The sequence below is a fragment of the Pseudonocardia sp. HH130630-07 genome (genome assembly GCF_001698125.1).
Classification (GTDB): Bacteria; Actinomycetota; Actinomycetes; order Mycobacteriales; family Pseudonocardiaceae; genus Pseudonocardia.
This window is the reverse complement of sequence record NZ_CP013854.1, coordinates 501,948-518,418: the sequence shown is the minus strand read 5'-3', so window position 1 is coordinate 518,418 and position 16,471 is coordinate 501,948. Positions and strand designations below refer to the sequence as shown.

Sequence of the window (16,471 nt, the reverse complement as noted above, 5' to 3'; positions counted from 1 at the left end):
CGAGGTGGTGTTCCGGACCCGGCACCGCTCAGCTCGTTCGGCGTCGGCCGGGATCCGGTCCGGCCAGGTGACCGGCGACCGCCGCGAGCGCGTCACGGTCGATCCGGACCGGCCGCCGCCGCCTGGCCGCATCCACGACCTCACGGACGACGAACGCGGTCAGCGCCGGCGCGTCGCGATAGATGTGGTGCCCGGCGGTGTCGGCGACGACATGCAGTGCCGAGAGACGCCGGGTCCACTCGACCTGCATCTCCACCCACTGGGCGTCGACCTCGGCGAGGGTCAGGGGCCGGTGCCAGTCGGCCGGCTCGGAGCGGAGCCATCGGCCCACGGCGGACGACAGCACCACGTACCTGCCGTCGCGGTTGGCGGGTGCGGGCACCGAGAGGAAGGTCCGCAGCAGATCGCCCGAGAAGGTCACGCCACCCTCGTCGGCATCGGCGAGATCACCGTCATTGGTCGCGTACGGACGGTCCGGGTCCGCCAGACCGACGAACGGGCGAGGACCGGTCGGGTCGTTGAGTACGAGCCCCGCGACCTCGTCGGGCCATCTGGCGGCGAACTGATCGATGATGAAGCCGCCGATCGAACCGCTGGTCAGGACGTACGGTGCGACGATCCCGGCACGCCGGAGGAGCGACCGCAGCTGGGCGGCCAGCCAGCCGCCGTCGCGGGGAAGGGCGGTCTCCGCCGCGGGTAGGCGGTCGCTGTCGCCGAGGCCCGGCCGGGCGTAGGTGACGACGGTCGTCTCCTCGCTCAGCATCCGGGCGACGTCGCGCCAGTAGTCGTGGGCTCCGCCGAGCGCCGACATGCACACCACGGCGGGTGCCCCCGCCCCGGCGACACGGACATCGAGCCGCGTGCCGTCCACATCGACCAGCAGGTCGGGCATACGTCCTCCCAGGTTCCGACGGGTCGCCCGGATCGTTCTCCGAACCGGTGCACGGAGGGCTCGGTCCGGCTGTCATCCTGCTCCGAGTTCCTCCGCCACCGTGGTGTCCAGGCGGATCGCCTGCGACACGACGTCCGCCGGTGCGGTCGCTCCGAGCTCCCGCAGCTCGGCGGTCGCGGCCCTGATGACCGCCGCGGTGCGATCCGACGCGACGTGGAGCGCGAGGGGCTGGAGAACATCCAGTGTGACCCGTGCGTCGGCCCACGACCGGGCCTTGACCTGCGCCCGCGCCAGGTATGCCCAGTGGGTGAACCTACTGCGGGTCTCCCCGGCGGACACCGCGTCCGCGGATCGTGCGAACGCGTCGAGCGCGCCGGACGTGTCACCGAGGTCGGACCGGCACATCGCCTCGTGCCACCACAGTTCGCGCTGGTCGATCCACCACACCCACTGTGGATCGGACGCACTCACGCCATCGTCGTAGAGCGACATCGCCTCGTCGAGGGTTCGTAACGCGGCCCGGTCGCCACCCTGAGCCAGTGCACGGGACCTGCGGACGAGGAACAGGGCCCGCAGCCGGGGCGAGAGACGGTACGGGCCGGACAGGGCGGACTCGGCGAGCTGCAGCGCCTCGTACGCGCGGCCGAGGTGGCCCGCGTGCATGCCGGCGTTCTGCACGGTGAGTAGCTCGACCGACGTATCACCGGCCAGCCGGCTGTAGTACAGCGATTCCTGATTCATCCGCCGCACCAGATCGTGACGGCCGGCGTCGAAGGCGAGCCAGCCCGTGATCTCCGCGAGCTCGCCGATGGCGGCGTACAGATCGGTGCGGATCGTCGGCTCGAACAGGCCGGCACCCACCTGGCGGGTCAGCGAGCGGAGGAACCGCCCGGCGACCCGGACGAGCTCGTTCCCGCCGAACTGGTTGTCGAGGACGACGAGCTGCCGCATGTGGCGGTGGAGCCCGGGGAGATCGTCCGGCCCGAGCCGGTCACCCGCCCGGACCGCCACCGGCATGCTCAGGACGGGCGGATCCTGCGTGGCAGCCGAGCCGCCGCCCGGCGCGGTGAGCCCCAGATCGCGTTCGGTCGCCCGGTAGAGCCGAACGTACCCGCGCCGGAATCGCTCGCCGGGCCGCGAATCACCGCGTTCGTGTCGCCGGATCATCTCGACGGAGATGCCGAGTCGCTCGCTGACCTGTTCCTGGGTCATTCCCAGAGCGCGCCGATGGTCCGCCAGATTCGGTGCCGTACGGGGATTCCTGGGGCGGGCCATCGGGTGGTGACTCCCGTGCGAAGGACGTCGGTGGTCGGATCGAAGCATAGCGGCGTTCCGGAGCCCGGTGGGGGTTTCGGTTCGGGTGATGGGGGTTTCGGTTCCTGGGCGTGGCCGGTGATGCGCGGTCTCCTTCGTCCGAAGGACGCAATGCGCGCAGACATGGTGATCGAGAGGTGAATTCAGACGTCATGAAGATTCGGGGGACCTGCCACGTCTGCGGGACGCGGATGGAGCTGTCCGTGCCCTCTCCGGCACCGGTGGTGTGCACGCGGCGGGCGTGCGGGACCGCGGTCCGTGCGGAGCGGCGGCTCGCCGTGACGCTCGCGAGCGCACCGTCCTGGAGCGGAATAGCGGATCTCGCCCGGGCGACCGGCCTCTCTCCGGTCGCGGTCACCCGGGTACTGCGTCGCCTCGAACACCACGGATGGGTCGAGACACGTCTAGTGGAGCACCGTCGCCGCGGCTGGTTCCGGAGAACACCGCGCGACTACCGGTTGTCCCGTGCGGGAGTGCAGGCGGTGCGGTGGATCCACGGTCGTGGTGGGTGACGAGTCCGGCGTCCGTTCACGGGAGCACCGATCGGACCGCTGCTACGTGATCCACCAGGTCGGCGTGCACCTCCGGTCCGGCGGACACGAGCAGCCCGGCCCCGGAGTCCACGTTCCCGCCCCGGAGGTCCGTCACCAGGCAACCGGCTCCCAGACACAGGGCGATCCCGGCGGCGAAGTGCAGGTTGCGGCGCAGATCGCCGTCGCTGACGTAGGCGATCCGCGACCCGGCGGCGACCCACGCGAGGGAGAGGGTCGTCGCGCTCACCCGCGGCGTCATCCACCGGCGGAAACGTCGGCTGCCGACGAGCGCGGGCCCGGTCACGTCGTCGGCGCCGTCCGCGTTCACCTCGACGATGCGGTTCGCGGTGCCCGGCCGGATGGGCCGGTCCCCGGACCGGTCGCGGATGGCTGCCACGCGACCGTCGGTCCAGTAGACGCCGTCCATCCCGAGGTCGCCGACCGCGGCGACGACCGGCGTTCCGCCGACGGCGAGGGCGACGTTCGTGCAGCAGGCGCCGCTGCCCGACGCGAAGTTCCGCGTGCCGCAGAGCGGGTCGACCAACCAGACCCGAGCTCCCGCGCCGTCGGTGCCGGGCAGCTCCTCCCCACGAATCGTGTCGCCGGGACACCGCTGCGCGATCGTGGCACGAACGGCGCGCTCCGCGGCGACGTCGGCGGGCGTGCTGAAGTCGTCGCCGGACTTCGGCGTGCGGTCGAACCCGCCGCGGCCGCTGCGCGCCAGCGCCGCCATACCGGCGCGCGCCGCCGCGATGGCGAGTTCGACGTCCTCCGTCAGGTTCTGCCGCACCGGTGCCTCCCGCCGCCCACCCGGAACGCCTGCCGCCCGGGATACTCCGGATCGTGGCAGCGGACGAGTCGAACGGTGGGACGGACCGACCGGGTTCCTGGATCCGCCGCCACCCCCGCGCGGTCGACGGAATGCTCACCGGCGCGGTCCTGATCTACACGCTGTCGCTCGTCGGTGCCGCCGTCCCCGCCTGGACCGCCGTGGCCGTTGCGCTGCGCACGGCGGGCCTTCGGCCGGCTGAGCAGGTCAGGACGGGCGCAGCCGCCCGTCGAGGAAGCGCAGCGTCCGGTCCCAGGCCAGGGCGGCGGCCGTCTCGTCGTACAGCGACGGAGCGTCGAAGTTGGCGAACGCGTGCCCCGCGTCGTAGCGGTGCACCGTGACGTCGGGCCGGCCGCCCAGCGCCTGCTCGACCTCGTCGATCTGTCCGGTGGAGATGTACGGGTCGTTCGCGCCGTAGTGGAACAGGACCGGGCACTCGACGCGGTCCGCGGAGCCGAGCATGCCGTTGACCGCCGATCCGTAGTAGGAGACGACGGCGTCCGGCCCGCGACCGTCCACCCTGGCCTCGGTGGCGAGCAGGTACGCGAGCGTCCCGCCGAGACAGAACCCGACGCCGCCGACGGTGCCGTCGCACTCCGGCATGGACAGCGCGTGCGCCATGGTGGCGGTGACGTCGGCCCCGACGAGACCGAAGTCCAGCCGGCCGACCATCGCGAAGCCGTCGGACAGCCCGGACTCGTCCTTGCGCTCGAAGTGCGGCTCGATGCGCCAGAACACGTCGGGTGCGAGCGCCAGGAACCCGGCTGCGGCGAGCCGGTCGGACAGCTCCCGGATGTTGTCGTTGACGCCGAAGACCTCCTGGAAGACCAGGACGGCGGGGGCCGCGGTGGCGTCGGGCAGCGCGCAGTAGGCGTCGAAGGTGCCGTCCGGTGTGGTGATCGATTCGCGGCGGGAGCTGGGCATCCGTGGAGCGTAGGGGGTCGCGGCACCCGTGTTCCCGATGCCGGCCAGGGACTGGGGGATCAGCATCCGCTGACGTCCCGGCTCTGCTCCGTCGATCGTCGGATCGGCTGCGTCCGGTGCCGCTGATGGCACCGGACGCAGCCAGATGTCCGATCACGACGGCTGTGCGGACGCCGCACCGTGTGGACACGACGGACCAGCCGGGTACGACCCGCGGCCTACCGCAGCGACTCGTCCTGACCCGAGTCGGCGAGCGTGACACCACCGACGCCCCAGCTCTCCCGGGGCAGCTCCTGCACGATCACGCGGACCGTGTCCGGCCGGATCCGCATCACGTCGGCGTAGGTCTCGGTCAGGCGGGAGATCAGCTCCCGGCGGGTGTCCACGTCGGACGGCGAGGCGTTGAGCACGTGAATGAGGGGCACCCGGTCAGTGTCATCCCGTGTCCGGCAGCACCCCGAGCCGCGTCAGGTGTTCGCGGCCCGCGTCGGTGACGGTCAGCGCCCGGTCGGCCGGCCGCCGCTGCACCCACTCCTGCTCCAGCATCGCGGTCAGGACCGCGGTCCCCAGACGCCCGGCGAGGTGCGCCGCGCCCTCCGTCCAGTCCGGACACATCCGCAGCGCGGGCCCGTGCAGGTGGGTCAGGGTCGTGATGCCCAGGCTCGCCAGCAGCGGGTGGTCCAGGGACCGGAGGGTCGCCGAGCCGTCGTCGTGCCGCTCGACGGTGGTGCCCGACCGGCTCAGCTGCCGGGTCACCGAGACGGCGAGCGCCCCGCCGAGATGGCTGTGGCAGACACGGGCGGCCTGGAGCCGGCCGGTGACCCCGTCCTCGCGCGGTGGGCCGGCGGCGACCGCCGGGGCGATGACCGCAAGCGCCTCGATCGCCGCCACGACCCCGGGTGAGGCGATGCTGTGCAGGCGGCGCCGGCCGTCGGTCGTGACCGTCACCAGGCCGGCGTCGACGAGATGGCGGAGGTGGGTGCTCGCCGTCGAGGGGGTGACCCCGGCCGACTCGGCGAGCGCGCGGGCGGTGTGCGGGCGACTGTCCATGAGGCACAACAACATCGCCGCCCGTGCGGGTTCACCGATGACCCGGGCCGTCGCGGCGATGTCGGAGCCGGAGCCTGGCACCGGCCGAGTGTGGCAGACCACGGTGTGCGCGACGCATCGAGTTCGGGACTCGGTGTCGACGGCCCCGACCGCTCAGCCGCCGGCTCCGGGCGACGCCCGGCCCCGGTCGTTGGTGGACGCCCCCGGCCCGGTCGCGGCGTACCGGGCGGTGAAGGTGCGTACGGCCTCGTCGACCACCTGAGCGGTGCGTTCGGCGCCCACCTCCCAGCCGGGCACCAGCAGCGTCGGCCAGAAGACGTAGTTGGAGATCATGCCCAGGAACTGGGTGGCGGCGAGGTCCACGTCCTCGACGTGCACCGTTCCCGCCGCGTGCTCGGCCAGCAGGTAGCGGCGCAGGGACTCGAAGTAGGGCATCTTCCCGCGGGCGAACTGCGCGTCGGCCAGCTCCGGGAACCGTGGCAGCTCGGCGATGACGATCCTGAACAGGTCGGTCATCTGCGCGCGTCCCAGCAGTTCGGCGTAGCGGCGACCGATGAGGCCGAGCCCCAGGGCGACGTCGCCCGCCGGCGGCGGGTCCTGCTCGTCGGCGGTGGACCACGACTCGCTCACGATGGCGTCGAAGAGCGCGGCCTTGCTCGGGAACTGCTTGAACAGGGTGGCCCGCGAGACGCCGGAGCGCTCCGCGATCCGGGCCAGTGACGTCCGGTCGTAGCCCTGTTCGAGGAACAGCGCGGTCGCGGCCGACACGATCAGCGCGCGCTTCTCCCGGGCGACGCGCTGGTGGTAGGTCGGCACGGCCCTGCTCATGGGCCGAGCATACGAGGTGAGTGGCTTGACTCGCCTCTCGTGCCGACCTACTCTCGGAGAGGTGAGTCCATCGACTCACCATCGCTCGCAGACACACCCCCGTACCGGAGGAGCCCCACATGCCTCGTTTCGACAACCAGACCGTGCTCGTGACCGGCGGGGCCGGCGGTCAGGGCTCCAGCCACGTGCGCGCCTTCCATGCGGAGGGGGCGAACGTGGTGATCGCCGGCATCGACCCCGGGCGGGGCGCCGCACTCGCCGGTGAGCTCGGGGCCCGCGCCCGCTTCGTCGGCCTCGACGTCACCGACGAGAGTTCCTGGGCCGCCGCCGTGCAGGCCACCGAGGACGCCTTCGGCGCCCTGGACGTGCTCGTCAACAACGCGGGCGTGCAGAACCCGCCCGCGACGATCGAGGACACGGAGCAGGCCACCTGGTCGCGCATCCTCGACGTCAACCTCACGGGGACGTTCCTCGGCATCCGGGCCGCGGCTCCCGCGCTGCGCCGCGCCGGAGGGGGATCCGTCGTCAACATCGGCTCGACGATGGGCCTGGGCGGCACGGCCCACTACGCGCCGTACGTCGCCGGCAAGTGGGCCGTGCGCGGCCTGACCCGGACGGCGGCACTCGAGCTCGGCCGGGACCGGATCCGGGTGAACGCCATCCACCCCGGCGTGATCGCGACGCCCTTCATCCACGAGCCGGCGGCCGGCGCGACCGCGGCGATCGCCGACTTCTACTCACCCGAGCCGTTCGCCGTCCCCCGGCTCGGGGAGCCGGCCGACGTCAGCAGCCTCCTGCTGTTCCTGGCCTCGCCCGAGGCGTCGTTCATCACGGGGTCGGAGTACGTCGTCGACGGCGGGCTCCTCCTCGGCCCCGCCCTCCCGGCCGCCGCATGAGCGCTCGACGGGAGGAGCGCGGTACCCCTACTCCGGGACCACGGCCCGGATCTGCGGGACCAGCTGGTCCAGCGCGTAGTCCAGGCTCAGGATCGTCCCCCAGCTGAACGCCCCGGACACCACGGGATCCTCCAGCCACAGCACCGTGCCGCGCTCCACCACCGGCAGCGACCGGTAGACGGGAGCGTTCTCGACCTCCGGCCGCACCTCGGGCGCGGAGCCGATGTTCCACACCAGCAGGTCCTGGGACAGCTCGGACATCAGCTCGTCCGAGACGTCGATCTCGCCGTACTCGTCGGGCCGGATGCCGGCGATCTCGGTCGGCACGGTGAAGCCCAGGTCGGCGAAGAACCGGGCCCGGACGTCGTTGCCGGAGCGCACCACGCTCGCACCGGGCTCGAACCGCTCCGCGACGACCGCGCGCCGCCCCGCGAACTGCGGGTTCCGTTGTGCGGCCTCGGCGAACCGGGCCTCGACCTGCCGCACGAGGTCCAGCGCCTGCTGCTCGCGGCCGAGTGCCTCGCCGGTGGCCCGGGTGGCCTCCTGCCAGGTGATGGTGAAGTTCCCGAACTGCTGGTCCGGGACGACCGTCGGCGCGATCCGGGACAGCTGCGCGTACTGCTCGGCGGTGGTCCCGTTGTAGAGACTGAGGATCAGGTCGGGACGCAGTGCCGCCAGCTCCTCCAGCGGCGGGGCCTCCTCGTTGCGCACCCCGCCGTTCAGCACGACCGGACGCGCGTCGCCGAGCTCGTCCTGGGCCCACGGCCAGGTGGCGCTCGGGTAGTCGCCGTACCACTGGCTCACCGCGACCGGCCGCACCCCGAGCGCGAGCAGCGGATCCTGGTCGGACAGGCCGAGGGTCACCACCCGGACCGGTGCGGCCGGGATCTCGGTGGTGCCGTAGACGTGGTCGACCCGGACCGGGAACGTGCCGTCGCCGCTCGGCGCCGGGGCCGCCGGGCGGTCGGCGGCGGCGCAGCCGGACAGCAGCAGCACGACGGCGAGGGGGAGCAGGAGCGTCGCGCGCAGGCGACGGAGCTGGGCGGGGCGCAGCGACACGAGGGGACCGTTCCGCGAGAGACGAGATGGTGAGCGACGCCTAACCTAACCCGCGGTGCCGGTCGTGGCCACGCTCCGAGCCGGGCCCCGCCCGTTGTGCCAGGGTGGCTTCCGCCAGGGGCCCGCGTCCGGAGGAGGAGCCGATCATGCCGATCAGCCAGGAGGCCGAGCCGCTGCGGCTCGACCGGTCGTTCTTCGACGATCCCGACGCCCGCTACCGCGAGCTGCGGGTCGACCGGCCGGTCGTGCGTGCCGTCGGGCCGAACGGGCTGCCGTTCTGGATGATCACCCGCTACGCCGACGCGCGGGCCGCGCTGAACGACGCCCGGCTGTCGAAGGACGCCCGGCGCCTCCCGGACCTGCTGGCCCGCACGGACGGGGGCCCCTCGGCACGGGTTCTCGCCGACTCGCTCGCCCAGCACATGCTCAACGCCGACCCGCCTGACCACACCCGGCTGCGCAAGCTCGTCGGGCGGGCGTTCACGATGCGCGCCATCGCCGGCCTGCGCCCGCGGATCGAGCAGATCGCGAGCGAGCTCGCCGACGCCATGGACGCCGCGGCACCGGACGTCGACCTGCTGGACACGTTCGCCTTCCCGCTCCCGATGACGGTGATCTGCGAGGTCCTCGGCGTGCCGCAGGACCGGCGCGAGGAGTTCCGGGCGTGGTCGAACACGCTGCTCTCCGGCGAGAGCGGGGAGCGGCACGCCGCGGCGGCCGCCTCGATGGGGCGGTTCCTCACCGATCTGGTCGCCGACAAGGCGGCGAACCCGGGCGAGGACATGCTGTCGGAGATCGTGCGGGCGTCGGAGGACGGCGACTCGCTCAGCCCGGCCGAGACGACGGCGATGGCGTTCCTGCTGCTCGTCGCCGGGCACGAGACGACGGTCAACCTGATCGGCAACGGGATGCTCGCGCTGCTGCGCGACCCCGGGCAGCGGGCCCGGCTGCAGCAGGACCCGGACCTGGTGCCGAACGCGGTCGAGGAGTTCCTGCGCTACGACGGGCCGATCAACCTCGCGACGATCCGGTTCACCACCGAACCGGTCGAGTACGCGGGTACGACGATCCCGGCCGACCAGTTCGTCCTCGTCTCGCTCCTCGGGGCGAACCGCGACCCCGAGCGTTACCCCGACGCCGACCGGCTCGACGTCGGACGGGACGTCTCGGGGCACCTCGCGTTCGGCTACGGCATCCACCACTGCGTCGGGGCGCCGCTGGCCCGGCTGGAGGGCGAGATCGCGTTCCGCACGCTGCTGGCCCGGTTCCCGGACATGCGCCTCGCCGAGGAGCCCGGCCCGCACCGGACGAGCACCCTGATCCACGGTCTCACCGGGCTGCCCGTCCGCATCGGTGCCCGGTAGGGCGTCACCGGAAGCCGTGAAGAACGGACGAAACGGACGCCCCTCGGCGACGCGCCGGACATTCGACCGCCCGCGGCGTCCCTCCCGGGCCGTCGGAGGGCTAGGGTCGCTGTCGTAGGTAACGGCAAGACGCGAGGAGACATCCGGATGGCACAGGGAACCGTCAAGTGGTTCAACGCGGAGAAGGGGTACGGGTTCATCACGCCGGACGGAGGCGGGCAGGACCTGTTCGTCCACTTCAGCGCGATCCAGTCCTCCGGATACCGCAGCCTCGAGGAGGGGCAGGCGGTGACCTTCGAGGTCACGCAGGGCCAGAAGGGCCCGCAGGCGGACCAGGTCGTCCCGTCCTGACCGACCGCACGCACGACGAGTAACGCCCGGGGTTGCATCCGCACCCCGGGCGTTTCTCGTACGTGGGACCGGCCGGCCGGTCGGCGCCGGTCAGGAGGTCAGACGGGTCTCCAGACCGGCGATCAGCAGTTCCACCCGCCGCAGCGTCCAGTTGCGGGGCGGGTCGTCGATCCCGTCGCGGAAGACGGCGAGGACCTCCGGCGCGAACCCCTGCGGCGACTGGAGCACCTGCTCGGCCCGGCGCACGTCGCCGGTGCCCCTGGCGTTCGCGGTCAGCCACGGCTGCACGCTCACGTGCATCGCGGTGCTCGCGGCCAGGACGGAGTCCTCCCCGGTGAAGCCGGCCTCGAGGAGCCGGTCGGTCACCCGGCGGAAGGCCGCCATCATGGTCTCCGGCGCGTCGGGCAGCCGGGCCAGTGCCGGGGTGAGGCCCGGGTTGGCCGCCATCACGTCGAACGTCGATGCGGCGAACTCCAGCAGCTGGGCCCGCCAGTCCCCACCGCTGTCGGGGAAGGCGTCCTCGGTCACGACGTCGTCCACCAGCGCGGCCACGAGGGCCTCGAGGCTGGGGAAGTGGCGGTAGAAGGTGGAGTACTTGACCCCCACGCGCGCCGTCACCGCACCGACCGTGAGGTCGAAGAAGCCGAGGTCGCGCGCGGCCGCCAGCAACGTCGCCCGATCGGTCAGCGGAGGGCGTCCGGTACGCCTGGCCGGTCTACTCTCGGTCTCGGTCACGCTTGCATGCTACTTCCCGTGTCCGGACCGTCGGTACGGTAGTCGCTGATTCACTGACGACTACTTGCGACCTGCACTATCTCTGGTGCGTCAGGGTGTCCGCGGTGCGGCCGGATGGCCGAGGAGTGCAGTGCAGCGCCACTCGCCGATCACGGAGGGTCACGAAAAGTCGATTGTGCCCGACCGAATGCGACCCAGCGTATCGGGTTCCGGCGCGGGCCGCCGCGGAACACGGGAATCCGGTCGCCGGGCCCGATCCCGGCGCCGCTCTCGATCATGGAACCCGGACGTGAGACCATCTGCGCCGACCGGGTCGGGGTGAGAGGAGCGTCGTGGTCGGCGTCGCGCGGGTGATGACGGTGTCCACCCCTGCCGAGACGGTTCTCGGCTATCTGGCCGATTTCGGCCACAGTGAGGTGTGGGACCCGGGTACGAAGTCGTGCACGCGGTCCGACGACGGTGGCCCGATCGGGATCGGGGCGACCTGGCACAAGGTGTCGCTGTTCAACGGCCGGGAGTCCGAGCTGACCTGCACGCTGGTGGACCGCACGGGGTCGCGGCTGGCGTTCGTCGGGGAGAACCCGACGATCATGGCGACCGACGAGCTGCTCGTCGAGCCGGCGGACGACGGCGGCTCGGTGGTCACCTACCGCACCGAAGTCCGGTTCAAGGGGCTGCTCAAGCTCGCCGCGTTGTTCCTGCGCCGTGAGTTCGAGCGGATCGGCGACGAGGTGGAGCGGACGCTGCCGCCGGTCCTCGAACGTCTCGGCCGGGCCTAGGGCGTGTCTCCCAGATAGGCGGAGCGGGGTGCGCGATGCTTGATCGGTGCCGCGTACCGCTGTCCTGACTGATGTCCAGTGGGCCCGTCTGGCGCCGCTGTTGCCCTCTTCCGAGGGTCGTCGCGGGTGCCCGTTCCGCGATGACCGCCGGGTGCTCGAGGGGATCATCTACCGGTATCGGTGCGGGCTTCCCTGGCGCGACGTCCCAGCCGAGTTCGGGCCGTGGCAGACGTTGTGGAAGCGGCACCGCCGCTACAGCGGCGACGGCACCTGGGACCACATCCTGGCTGCTCTTCTGGTCGAGGCCGACGCCGCCGAGGTGCTCGGGTGGGCGGTCAGCGTGGACTCCACGATCATCCGTGCCCACCAGCACGCCGCGACCCTCAAGCGCGACACAGGGGGCCGGATCGAACTACACGAATCTGCTCGCCGAACCAGCAGATCACGCGCTGGGACGGTCCCGCGGAGGGCTGTCGACGAAGATCCACCAGCTCGTTGACGGGCACGGCCGCCCGCTGGTGGTCCTCCTCGGCCCCGGCCAGGGCGGCGACTCGCCAATGTTTCCGCACCTGATGGCGCGCCTGAGCATCGCCCGACCGGGCCCGGGACGACCCCGGACCCGGCCTGAACGCGTGCGCGCGGACAAGGCCTACTCCTCACGCGCGATCCGCCGGCACCTGCGCGAGCGCCGGATCATCGCTGTCATTCCGGAGCCCTCTGACCAGCAGGGACACCGCAAACGACGGGGCTCACGCGGTGGCCGACCGCCCGCATTCGATCCGGTCGACTACCGAAACCGCAACGTCGTCGAGTGCGGGTTCTGCCACGTCAAGCAGTGGCGCGGGCTGGCCACCCGTTACGACAAGCTCGCCCTGACCTTCCGCGGCGGCGCCGTCCTGAAGGCAATCGTCACCTGGCTCCGCGCATTGGGAGACACACCCTAGGCCCCGGAGCCGTTGCGCCAGAACCCCATCCGGTGGCTGATCTCCCGGCCGGCGGCGACGACGTCCGGCGTGATCGCCTCGATCCGGTCGGTGGGGAGCCGGTAGGCGGGCCCGGACACCGACAGCGCGGCGATCACCGCACCGCCGTGGTCGCGGATCGGCGCGGCGACGGCGTTGAGCCCGGTCTCGAACTCCTCGATCGACCACGCGTAGCCCGCCTCGGCGACCCGGGCGAGCTCGGCGACGAGCGCCTTCCGGTCCCGCGGGCGGACGTCGTCGGGCAGGGCGGCCGGGTCGTCGGCTAGCGCGGCCGCGAGCAGCACCTTCCCGCTGGACGTGTTGTGCATCGGCGTGATCCGGCCGAGCCAGTTGTAGGTGGTGACCATGGCCGGCCCGCGGGCCTGGTCGACGTTCACCGCGTAGCCGCGGTCCGGGATGGCGATGTTCACCGTCTCGCCGAGACGGGAGGCCAGCTCGTCGCACACCGGCCGGCCCTGGGTGGTCACCTCGAGCCGCTCCGCGACCCGCCCGGCCAGCGGGATGAGCCCGAATCCGAGCCGGTACTTGCCACGGTCCCCGACCTGCTCGACGAGCCCGTGCTCCTCCAGGGCGCCGAGCAGCCGGAACGCGGTCGACTTGTGGACGTCGAGTGCCGCGGCGAGCTCGCTGACACCGGACTCGCCCCGGACCGCCATGAGCTCGAGCACCGTGATGGCGCGGTCGACCGACTGCACCCCGGACTCGCGGCTCCGCACCGGGTTGCTCATAGCGCAACTGTACCGGGTCCGACCATCGCCCGCCCGAGCGCCTCCGCCGGTCACATCGAGTGAGCATGATCGCCACTTGCGGGACGGGGTTGCGTCCCGGTCACCGGCAGGGGAACGCTGCCCTGCGTGCCGAGCCTCTACATCGACGGAGCCTGGACCGCCGGTTCCGCGGGAACCGCCCCGGTCATCAACCCCTACGACGCCTCCACCGTGACCGAGGTGGACCAGGCGGGTCCGGACGACGTCGGCCGCGCCGTCGCCGCCGCCCGCCGCGCGTTCGACTCCGGGCCGTGGCGGTCCACCTCGGCCGAGGAGCGCGGGACGCTCCTCGGCCGGATCGCCGACCTGCTCGTCCGCGACCGCGAGGAGATCGCGCGTACCGAGACCCTCGACACCGGCAAGACGATCGCCGAGGGCCGCCAGGACGTCGACGACGTGACCTCCGTCTTCCGCTACTACGCGCGGCTCGCCGGCGCCGACGCCGGGCGGATCGTCGACACCGGCAGCGACACCGTGGTCTCCCGGATCGTGCACGAGCCGGTCGGCGTCTGCGCACTGATCACGCCGTGGAACTACCCGCTGCTGCAGCTGTCCTGGAAGGTCGCCCCGGCGGTCGCGGCCGGGAACACGATGGTCGTGAAGCCCAGCGAGGTCACCCCGCTCACCTCGGTGAAGCTCGTCGAGCTGTGCGAGGAGGTGGGGATCCCGCCCGGCGTGGTCAACATCGTGCTGGGCGACGGGCCGTCGGTCGGTGCCCCGCTGAGCGAGCACCCGGACGTCGACATGGTCTCCTTCACCGGCGGGCTCGGCACCGGCCGGGCGATCATCCGCGCGTCCGCGGAGACGGTGAAGCGCACGGCCGTCGAGCTGGGCGGCAAGAACCCGAACATCGTCTTCGCCGACACCGACCGCGAGCTGGCGGTGGACTACGCGATGCTCGCGGTGTTCCTGCACTCCGGACAGGTCTGCTCGGCCGGCGCCCGGCTCATCATCGAGGACTCGATCGCCGACGACGTCGTCGACGAGATCGTCCGCCGGGCCGGGCGGATCCGGCTCGGCAACGGCCTGACCGACGGCGTCGAGGTCGGCCCGCTGGTCTCGGCCGCGCACCTGGCCAAGATCGAGGACTTCGTGGCCGCGGCCCGCGCCGAGGGCGCGACGATCCGGTGCGGCGGTGCCCGCCCGGACGACCCGGAGCTGCGCGACGGCTACTTCTACCTCCCGACGGTGATCACCGGCCTGGCGCCGGACTCGCGCCTGATCCGCGAGGAGACCTTCGGGCCGCTGCTCACCGTGGAACGCTTCACCGACGAGGCCGAGGCGATCCGGCTCGGCAACGACACCGAGTACGGCCTGGCCGGGGCGGTGTTCACCCAGGACATGGGCCGGGCGAACCGGGTCGCGAACGCGCTGCGGCACGGCACCGTCTGGATCAACGACTTCCACCCGTACTTCCCGGGTGCCGAGTGGGGCGGGATGGGCCGCTCCGGCAACGGGCGCGAGCTCGGCCCGACCGGCCTGGCGGAGTACCAGGAGATCAAGCACGTCTGGCACAACACGGCCCCGGAGCCGCAGCGCTGGTTCGCCGGGAGCACCGAGGGGGAGCGGGCATGACCGATCGATTCGACAGCGGGTCGGCGGGTGGGCGATTCGATTACGTGGTCGTGGGTGGCGGGTCGGCGGGGTGCGCGCTCGCCGCGCGGTTGTCCGAGGACCCCTCGACCCGGGTGCTGCTGCTGGAGGCCGGGCCGTCCGACGTCGGGGACCCGGCGGTGCTGCGGCTGACGGACTGGATGAACCTGCTCGACTCCGGTTACGACTGGGACTACCCCGTGGAGCCGCAGGAGCGCGGCAACTCGCACATGCGCCACGCCAGGGCCAAGGTGCTCGGCGGGTGCTCGTCGCACAACTCGTGCATCGCGTTCTGGACCCCGCGCGAGGACCTCGACGAGTGGGCCGCCTCCGGGCTGACCGGCTGGTCCGCCGACGAGTGCTGGCCGCTCATCGCCCGGCTGGAGACCAACGACGGGGAGTGGGACGGGCACGGCCGCTCCGGGCCGGTGAACCTCATGCAGGTCCCGGCGAACGACCCGTGCGGGGACGCGGTGCTGGCCGCGGCCGCCGGGGTCGGGATGCCGACCGTGCGGTTCAACGAGGGCCACACCGTCACCGACGGCGCCGGGTACTTCCAGATCAACTCGTTCCCGGACGGGACGCGCGCGTCGTCGTCGGCGTCCTACCTGCACCCGATCCTGGACTCGCGGCCGAACCTCGAGGTGCGGACCGACTGCTGGGCGTCGCGGGTGCTGTTCGACGGGACCCGGGCGACCGGCGTCGAGTACCAGCGCGGGATCGGGCCCGGCCGGGAGAGCGTGTTCGCCGACCGGGAGGTCATCCTCTCCGCCGGCGCGATCGACACCCCGAAGCTGCTGATGCTCTCCGGGATCGGGCCGGGTGACCACCTGCGCGAGTTCGGGATCGACGTGCGTGCCGACCTGCCGGGCGTCGGGTCGAACCTGGACGACCACGTCGAGGGTCTGGTCTTCTGGGACGCCGCGAAGCCGATGGTCGCCGAGTCCACCCAGTGGTGGGAGATCGGGTTGTTCCACCGCACGGACCCGCGGCTGGACCGGCCGGACCTGATGATGCACTACGGCTCGGTGCCGTTCGACATGAACACGCTGCGGTGGGGCTACCCGACGACCGACAACGGGTTCTGCCTGACGCCGAACGTCACCCGTGGCCGGTCCCGCGGCACCGTCCGGCTGCGGACCAGGGACTTCCGGGACCGGGCGCGGGTCGACCCGCGGTACTTCACCGACCCCGAGGGCCACGACATGCGCGTGATGACCGAGGGGATCCGGCTGGCCCGGCGGATCGCCGAGCAGCCCGCCCTGAAGGAGTGGATCGCCGCGGAGCTCGCGCCCGGCCCGGACGCGGTCACCGACGACGAGTTGGCCGACTACATCGCCAAGACCCACAACACCGTGTACCACCCGGCGTGCACGGCGAAGATGGGCACCGACGACGACCCGACGGCCGTCCTCGACCCGCAGCTGCGGGTGCGCGGCGTGCAGAACCTGCGGGTCGCCGACGGGTCGGCGATGCCGTTCCTCCCGGCGATCAACCCGAACATCACCACGATGATGATCGGCGAGAAGTGCTCGGACCTGCTGAAGGCCGCGCACTCCTGATCCGCTCCGCCG

The 16,471-nt window shown here is 72.3% G+C and carries 19 protein-coding genes; 9 read left to right on the top strand and 10 right to left on the bottom strand.

Annotation, left to right across the window (positions count from 1 at the left end; genetic code table 11):
* Nucleotides 1-28 precede the first annotated feature (28 nt).
* Nucleotides 29-892, bottom strand: coding sequence for an alpha/beta fold hydrolase (locus AFB00_RS02505; RefSeq protein WP_068795859.1), 864 nt, complete (start codon nucleotides 890-892; stop codon nucleotides 29-31).
* 72 nt (nucleotides 893-964) lie between these two features.
* Nucleotides 965-2,104, bottom strand: a complete 1,140-nt coding sequence (locus AFB00_RS02500) for a helix-turn-helix domain-containing protein (RefSeq protein ID WP_068795858.1) — start codon at nucleotides 2,102-2,104, stop codon at nucleotides 965-967.
* A gap of 254 nt (nucleotides 2,105-2,358) precedes the next feature.
* Between AFB00_RS02500 and AFB00_RS35970 the strand changes: the two genes are divergently transcribed.
* The gene (locus AFB00_RS35970; RefSeq protein ID WP_442965884.1) at nucleotides 2,359-2,718 is read left to right on the top strand and encodes a helix-turn-helix domain-containing protein; all 360 of its coding nucleotides are present in this window, start codon (nucleotides 2,359-2,361) and stop codon (nucleotides 2,716-2,718) included.
* Between the two features lie 16 nt (nucleotides 2,719-2,734).
* On the opposite strand, the gene AFB00_RS02495 is transcribed toward AFB00_RS35970, so the two are convergent.
* The 5 genes from AFB00_RS02495 to AFB00_RS02475 form a co-directional block, all read right to left on the bottom strand.
* Nucleotides 2,735-3,529, bottom strand: a complete 795-nt coding sequence (locus AFB00_RS02495; RefSeq protein ID WP_068795857.1) for an inositol monophosphatase family protein — start codon at nucleotides 3,527-3,529, stop codon at nucleotides 2,735-2,737.
* A 246-nt stretch (nucleotides 3,530-3,775) separates the two neighbouring features.
* Nucleotides 3,776-4,492: a dienelactone hydrolase family protein gene (locus AFB00_RS02490; RefSeq protein ID WP_068799941.1), complete on the bottom strand. Its 717-nt coding sequence runs from the start codon at nucleotides 4,490-4,492 to the stop codon at nucleotides 3,776-3,778.
* A gap of 218 nt (nucleotides 4,493-4,710) precedes the next feature.
* Entirely contained in the window at nucleotides 4,711-4,917 is a 207-nt protein-coding gene (locus AFB00_RS02485; protein WP_083275209.1) for a tautomerase family protein, read from the bottom strand.
* 10 nt (nucleotides 4,918-4,927) lie between these two features.
* The gene (locus AFB00_RS02480) at nucleotides 4,928-5,623 is read right to left on the bottom strand and encodes an ArsR/SmtB family transcription factor (protein ID WP_068795855.1); all 696 of its coding nucleotides are present in this window, start codon (nucleotides 5,621-5,623) and stop codon (nucleotides 4,928-4,930) included.
* A gap of 72 nt (nucleotides 5,624-5,695) precedes the next feature.
* Nucleotides 5,696-6,370 carry a TetR/AcrR family transcriptional regulator gene (locus tag AFB00_RS02475; protein WP_068795854.1) on the bottom strand — a complete coding sequence of 225 codons (675 nt, stop codon included), beginning with the start codon at nucleotides 6,368-6,370 and terminating at the stop codon, nucleotides 5,696-5,698.
* Nucleotides 6,371-6,489: 119 nt separating this feature from the next.
* Between AFB00_RS02475 and AFB00_RS02470 the strand changes: the two genes are divergently transcribed.
* Nucleotides 6,490-7,266: an SDR family NAD(P)-dependent oxidoreductase gene (locus tag AFB00_RS02470; protein WP_068795853.1), complete on the top strand. Its 777-nt coding sequence runs from the start codon at nucleotides 6,490-6,492 to the stop codon at nucleotides 7,264-7,266.
* 27 nt (nucleotides 7,267-7,293) lie between these two features.
* Here the strand turns inward: AFB00_RS02470 and AFB00_RS02465 are convergent, their stop codons facing one another.
* Nucleotides 7,294-8,325 carry an iron-siderophore ABC transporter substrate-binding protein gene (locus AFB00_RS02465; RefSeq protein ID WP_083275208.1) on the bottom strand — a complete coding sequence of 344 codons (1,032 nt, stop codon included), beginning with the start codon at nucleotides 8,323-8,325 and terminating at the stop codon, nucleotides 7,294-7,296.
* Between the two features lie 146 nt (nucleotides 8,326-8,471).
* Here AFB00_RS02465 and AFB00_RS02460 point away from each other — a divergent pair, with 146 nt between their 5' ends.
* On the top strand, nucleotides 8,472-9,689 hold the full coding sequence (locus tag AFB00_RS02460; protein ID WP_068795852.1) for a cytochrome P450 family protein: 1,218 nt from the start codon (nucleotides 8,472-8,474) through the stop codon (nucleotides 9,687-9,689).
* 147 nt (nucleotides 9,690-9,836) lie between these two features.
* Nucleotides 9,837-10,040: a cold-shock protein gene (locus tag AFB00_RS02455; protein ID WP_068795851.1), complete on the top strand. Its 204-nt coding sequence runs from the start codon at nucleotides 9,837-9,839 to the stop codon at nucleotides 10,038-10,040.
* A gap of 90 nt (nucleotides 10,041-10,130) precedes the next feature.
* Here AFB00_RS02455 and AFB00_RS02450 read toward each other — a convergent pair whose 3' ends face one another.
* Nucleotides 10,131-10,775, bottom strand: a complete 645-nt coding sequence (locus AFB00_RS02450; protein WP_083275207.1) for a TetR/AcrR family transcriptional regulator — start codon at nucleotides 10,773-10,775, stop codon at nucleotides 10,131-10,133.
* A 353-nt stretch (nucleotides 10,776-11,128) separates the two neighbouring features.
* On the opposite strand from AFB00_RS02450, the gene AFB00_RS02445 reads away from it, so the two are divergent.
* From AFB00_RS02445 to AFB00_RS35960, 3 genes are read left to right on the top strand one after another with little or no spacing between them, the layout of a single operon-like run.
* Nucleotides 11,129-11,554 carry an SRPBCC family protein gene (locus AFB00_RS02445; protein ID WP_231974526.1) on the top strand — a complete coding sequence of 142 codons (426 nt, stop codon included), beginning with the start codon at nucleotides 11,129-11,131 and terminating at the stop codon, nucleotides 11,552-11,554.
* 46 nt (nucleotides 11,555-11,600) lie between these two features.
* Nucleotides 11,601-12,053, top strand: a complete 453-nt coding sequence (locus AFB00_RS35965) for an IS5 family transposase (protein WP_083276061.1) — start codon at nucleotides 11,601-11,603, stop codon at nucleotides 12,051-12,053.
* On the top strand, nucleotides 11,977-12,498 hold the full coding sequence (locus tag AFB00_RS35960; protein WP_442965863.1) for an IS5 family transposase: 522 nt from the start codon (nucleotides 11,977-11,979) through the stop codon (nucleotides 12,496-12,498). Before AFB00_RS35965 ends, AFB00_RS35960 begins: the two co-directional genes overlap by 77 nt.
* Here AFB00_RS35960 and AFB00_RS02430 read toward each other — a convergent pair.
* Nucleotides 12,495-13,265, bottom strand: coding sequence for an IclR family transcriptional regulator (locus AFB00_RS02430; RefSeq protein ID WP_068795848.1), 771 nt, complete (start codon nucleotides 13,263-13,265; stop codon nucleotides 12,495-12,497). The genes AFB00_RS35960 and AFB00_RS02430 overlap by 4 nt on opposite strands.
* Before the next feature lie 126 nt (nucleotides 13,266-13,391).
* Between AFB00_RS02430 and AFB00_RS02425 the strand changes: the two genes are divergently transcribed.
* Both AFB00_RS02425 and AFB00_RS02420 read left to right on the top strand, forming a co-directional pair.
* Nucleotides 13,392-14,879 carry an aldehyde dehydrogenase family protein gene (locus AFB00_RS02425; RefSeq protein WP_068795847.1) on the top strand — a complete coding sequence of 496 codons (1,488 nt, stop codon included), beginning with the start codon at nucleotides 13,392-13,394 and terminating at the stop codon, nucleotides 14,877-14,879.
* On the top strand, nucleotides 14,876-16,459 hold the full coding sequence (locus AFB00_RS02420; protein WP_068795846.1) for a GMC family oxidoreductase: 1,584 nt from the start codon (nucleotides 14,876-14,878) through the stop codon (nucleotides 16,457-16,459). Before AFB00_RS02425 ends, AFB00_RS02420 begins: the two co-directional genes overlap by 4 nt.
* Nucleotides 16,460-16,471 lie beyond the last annotated feature (12 nt).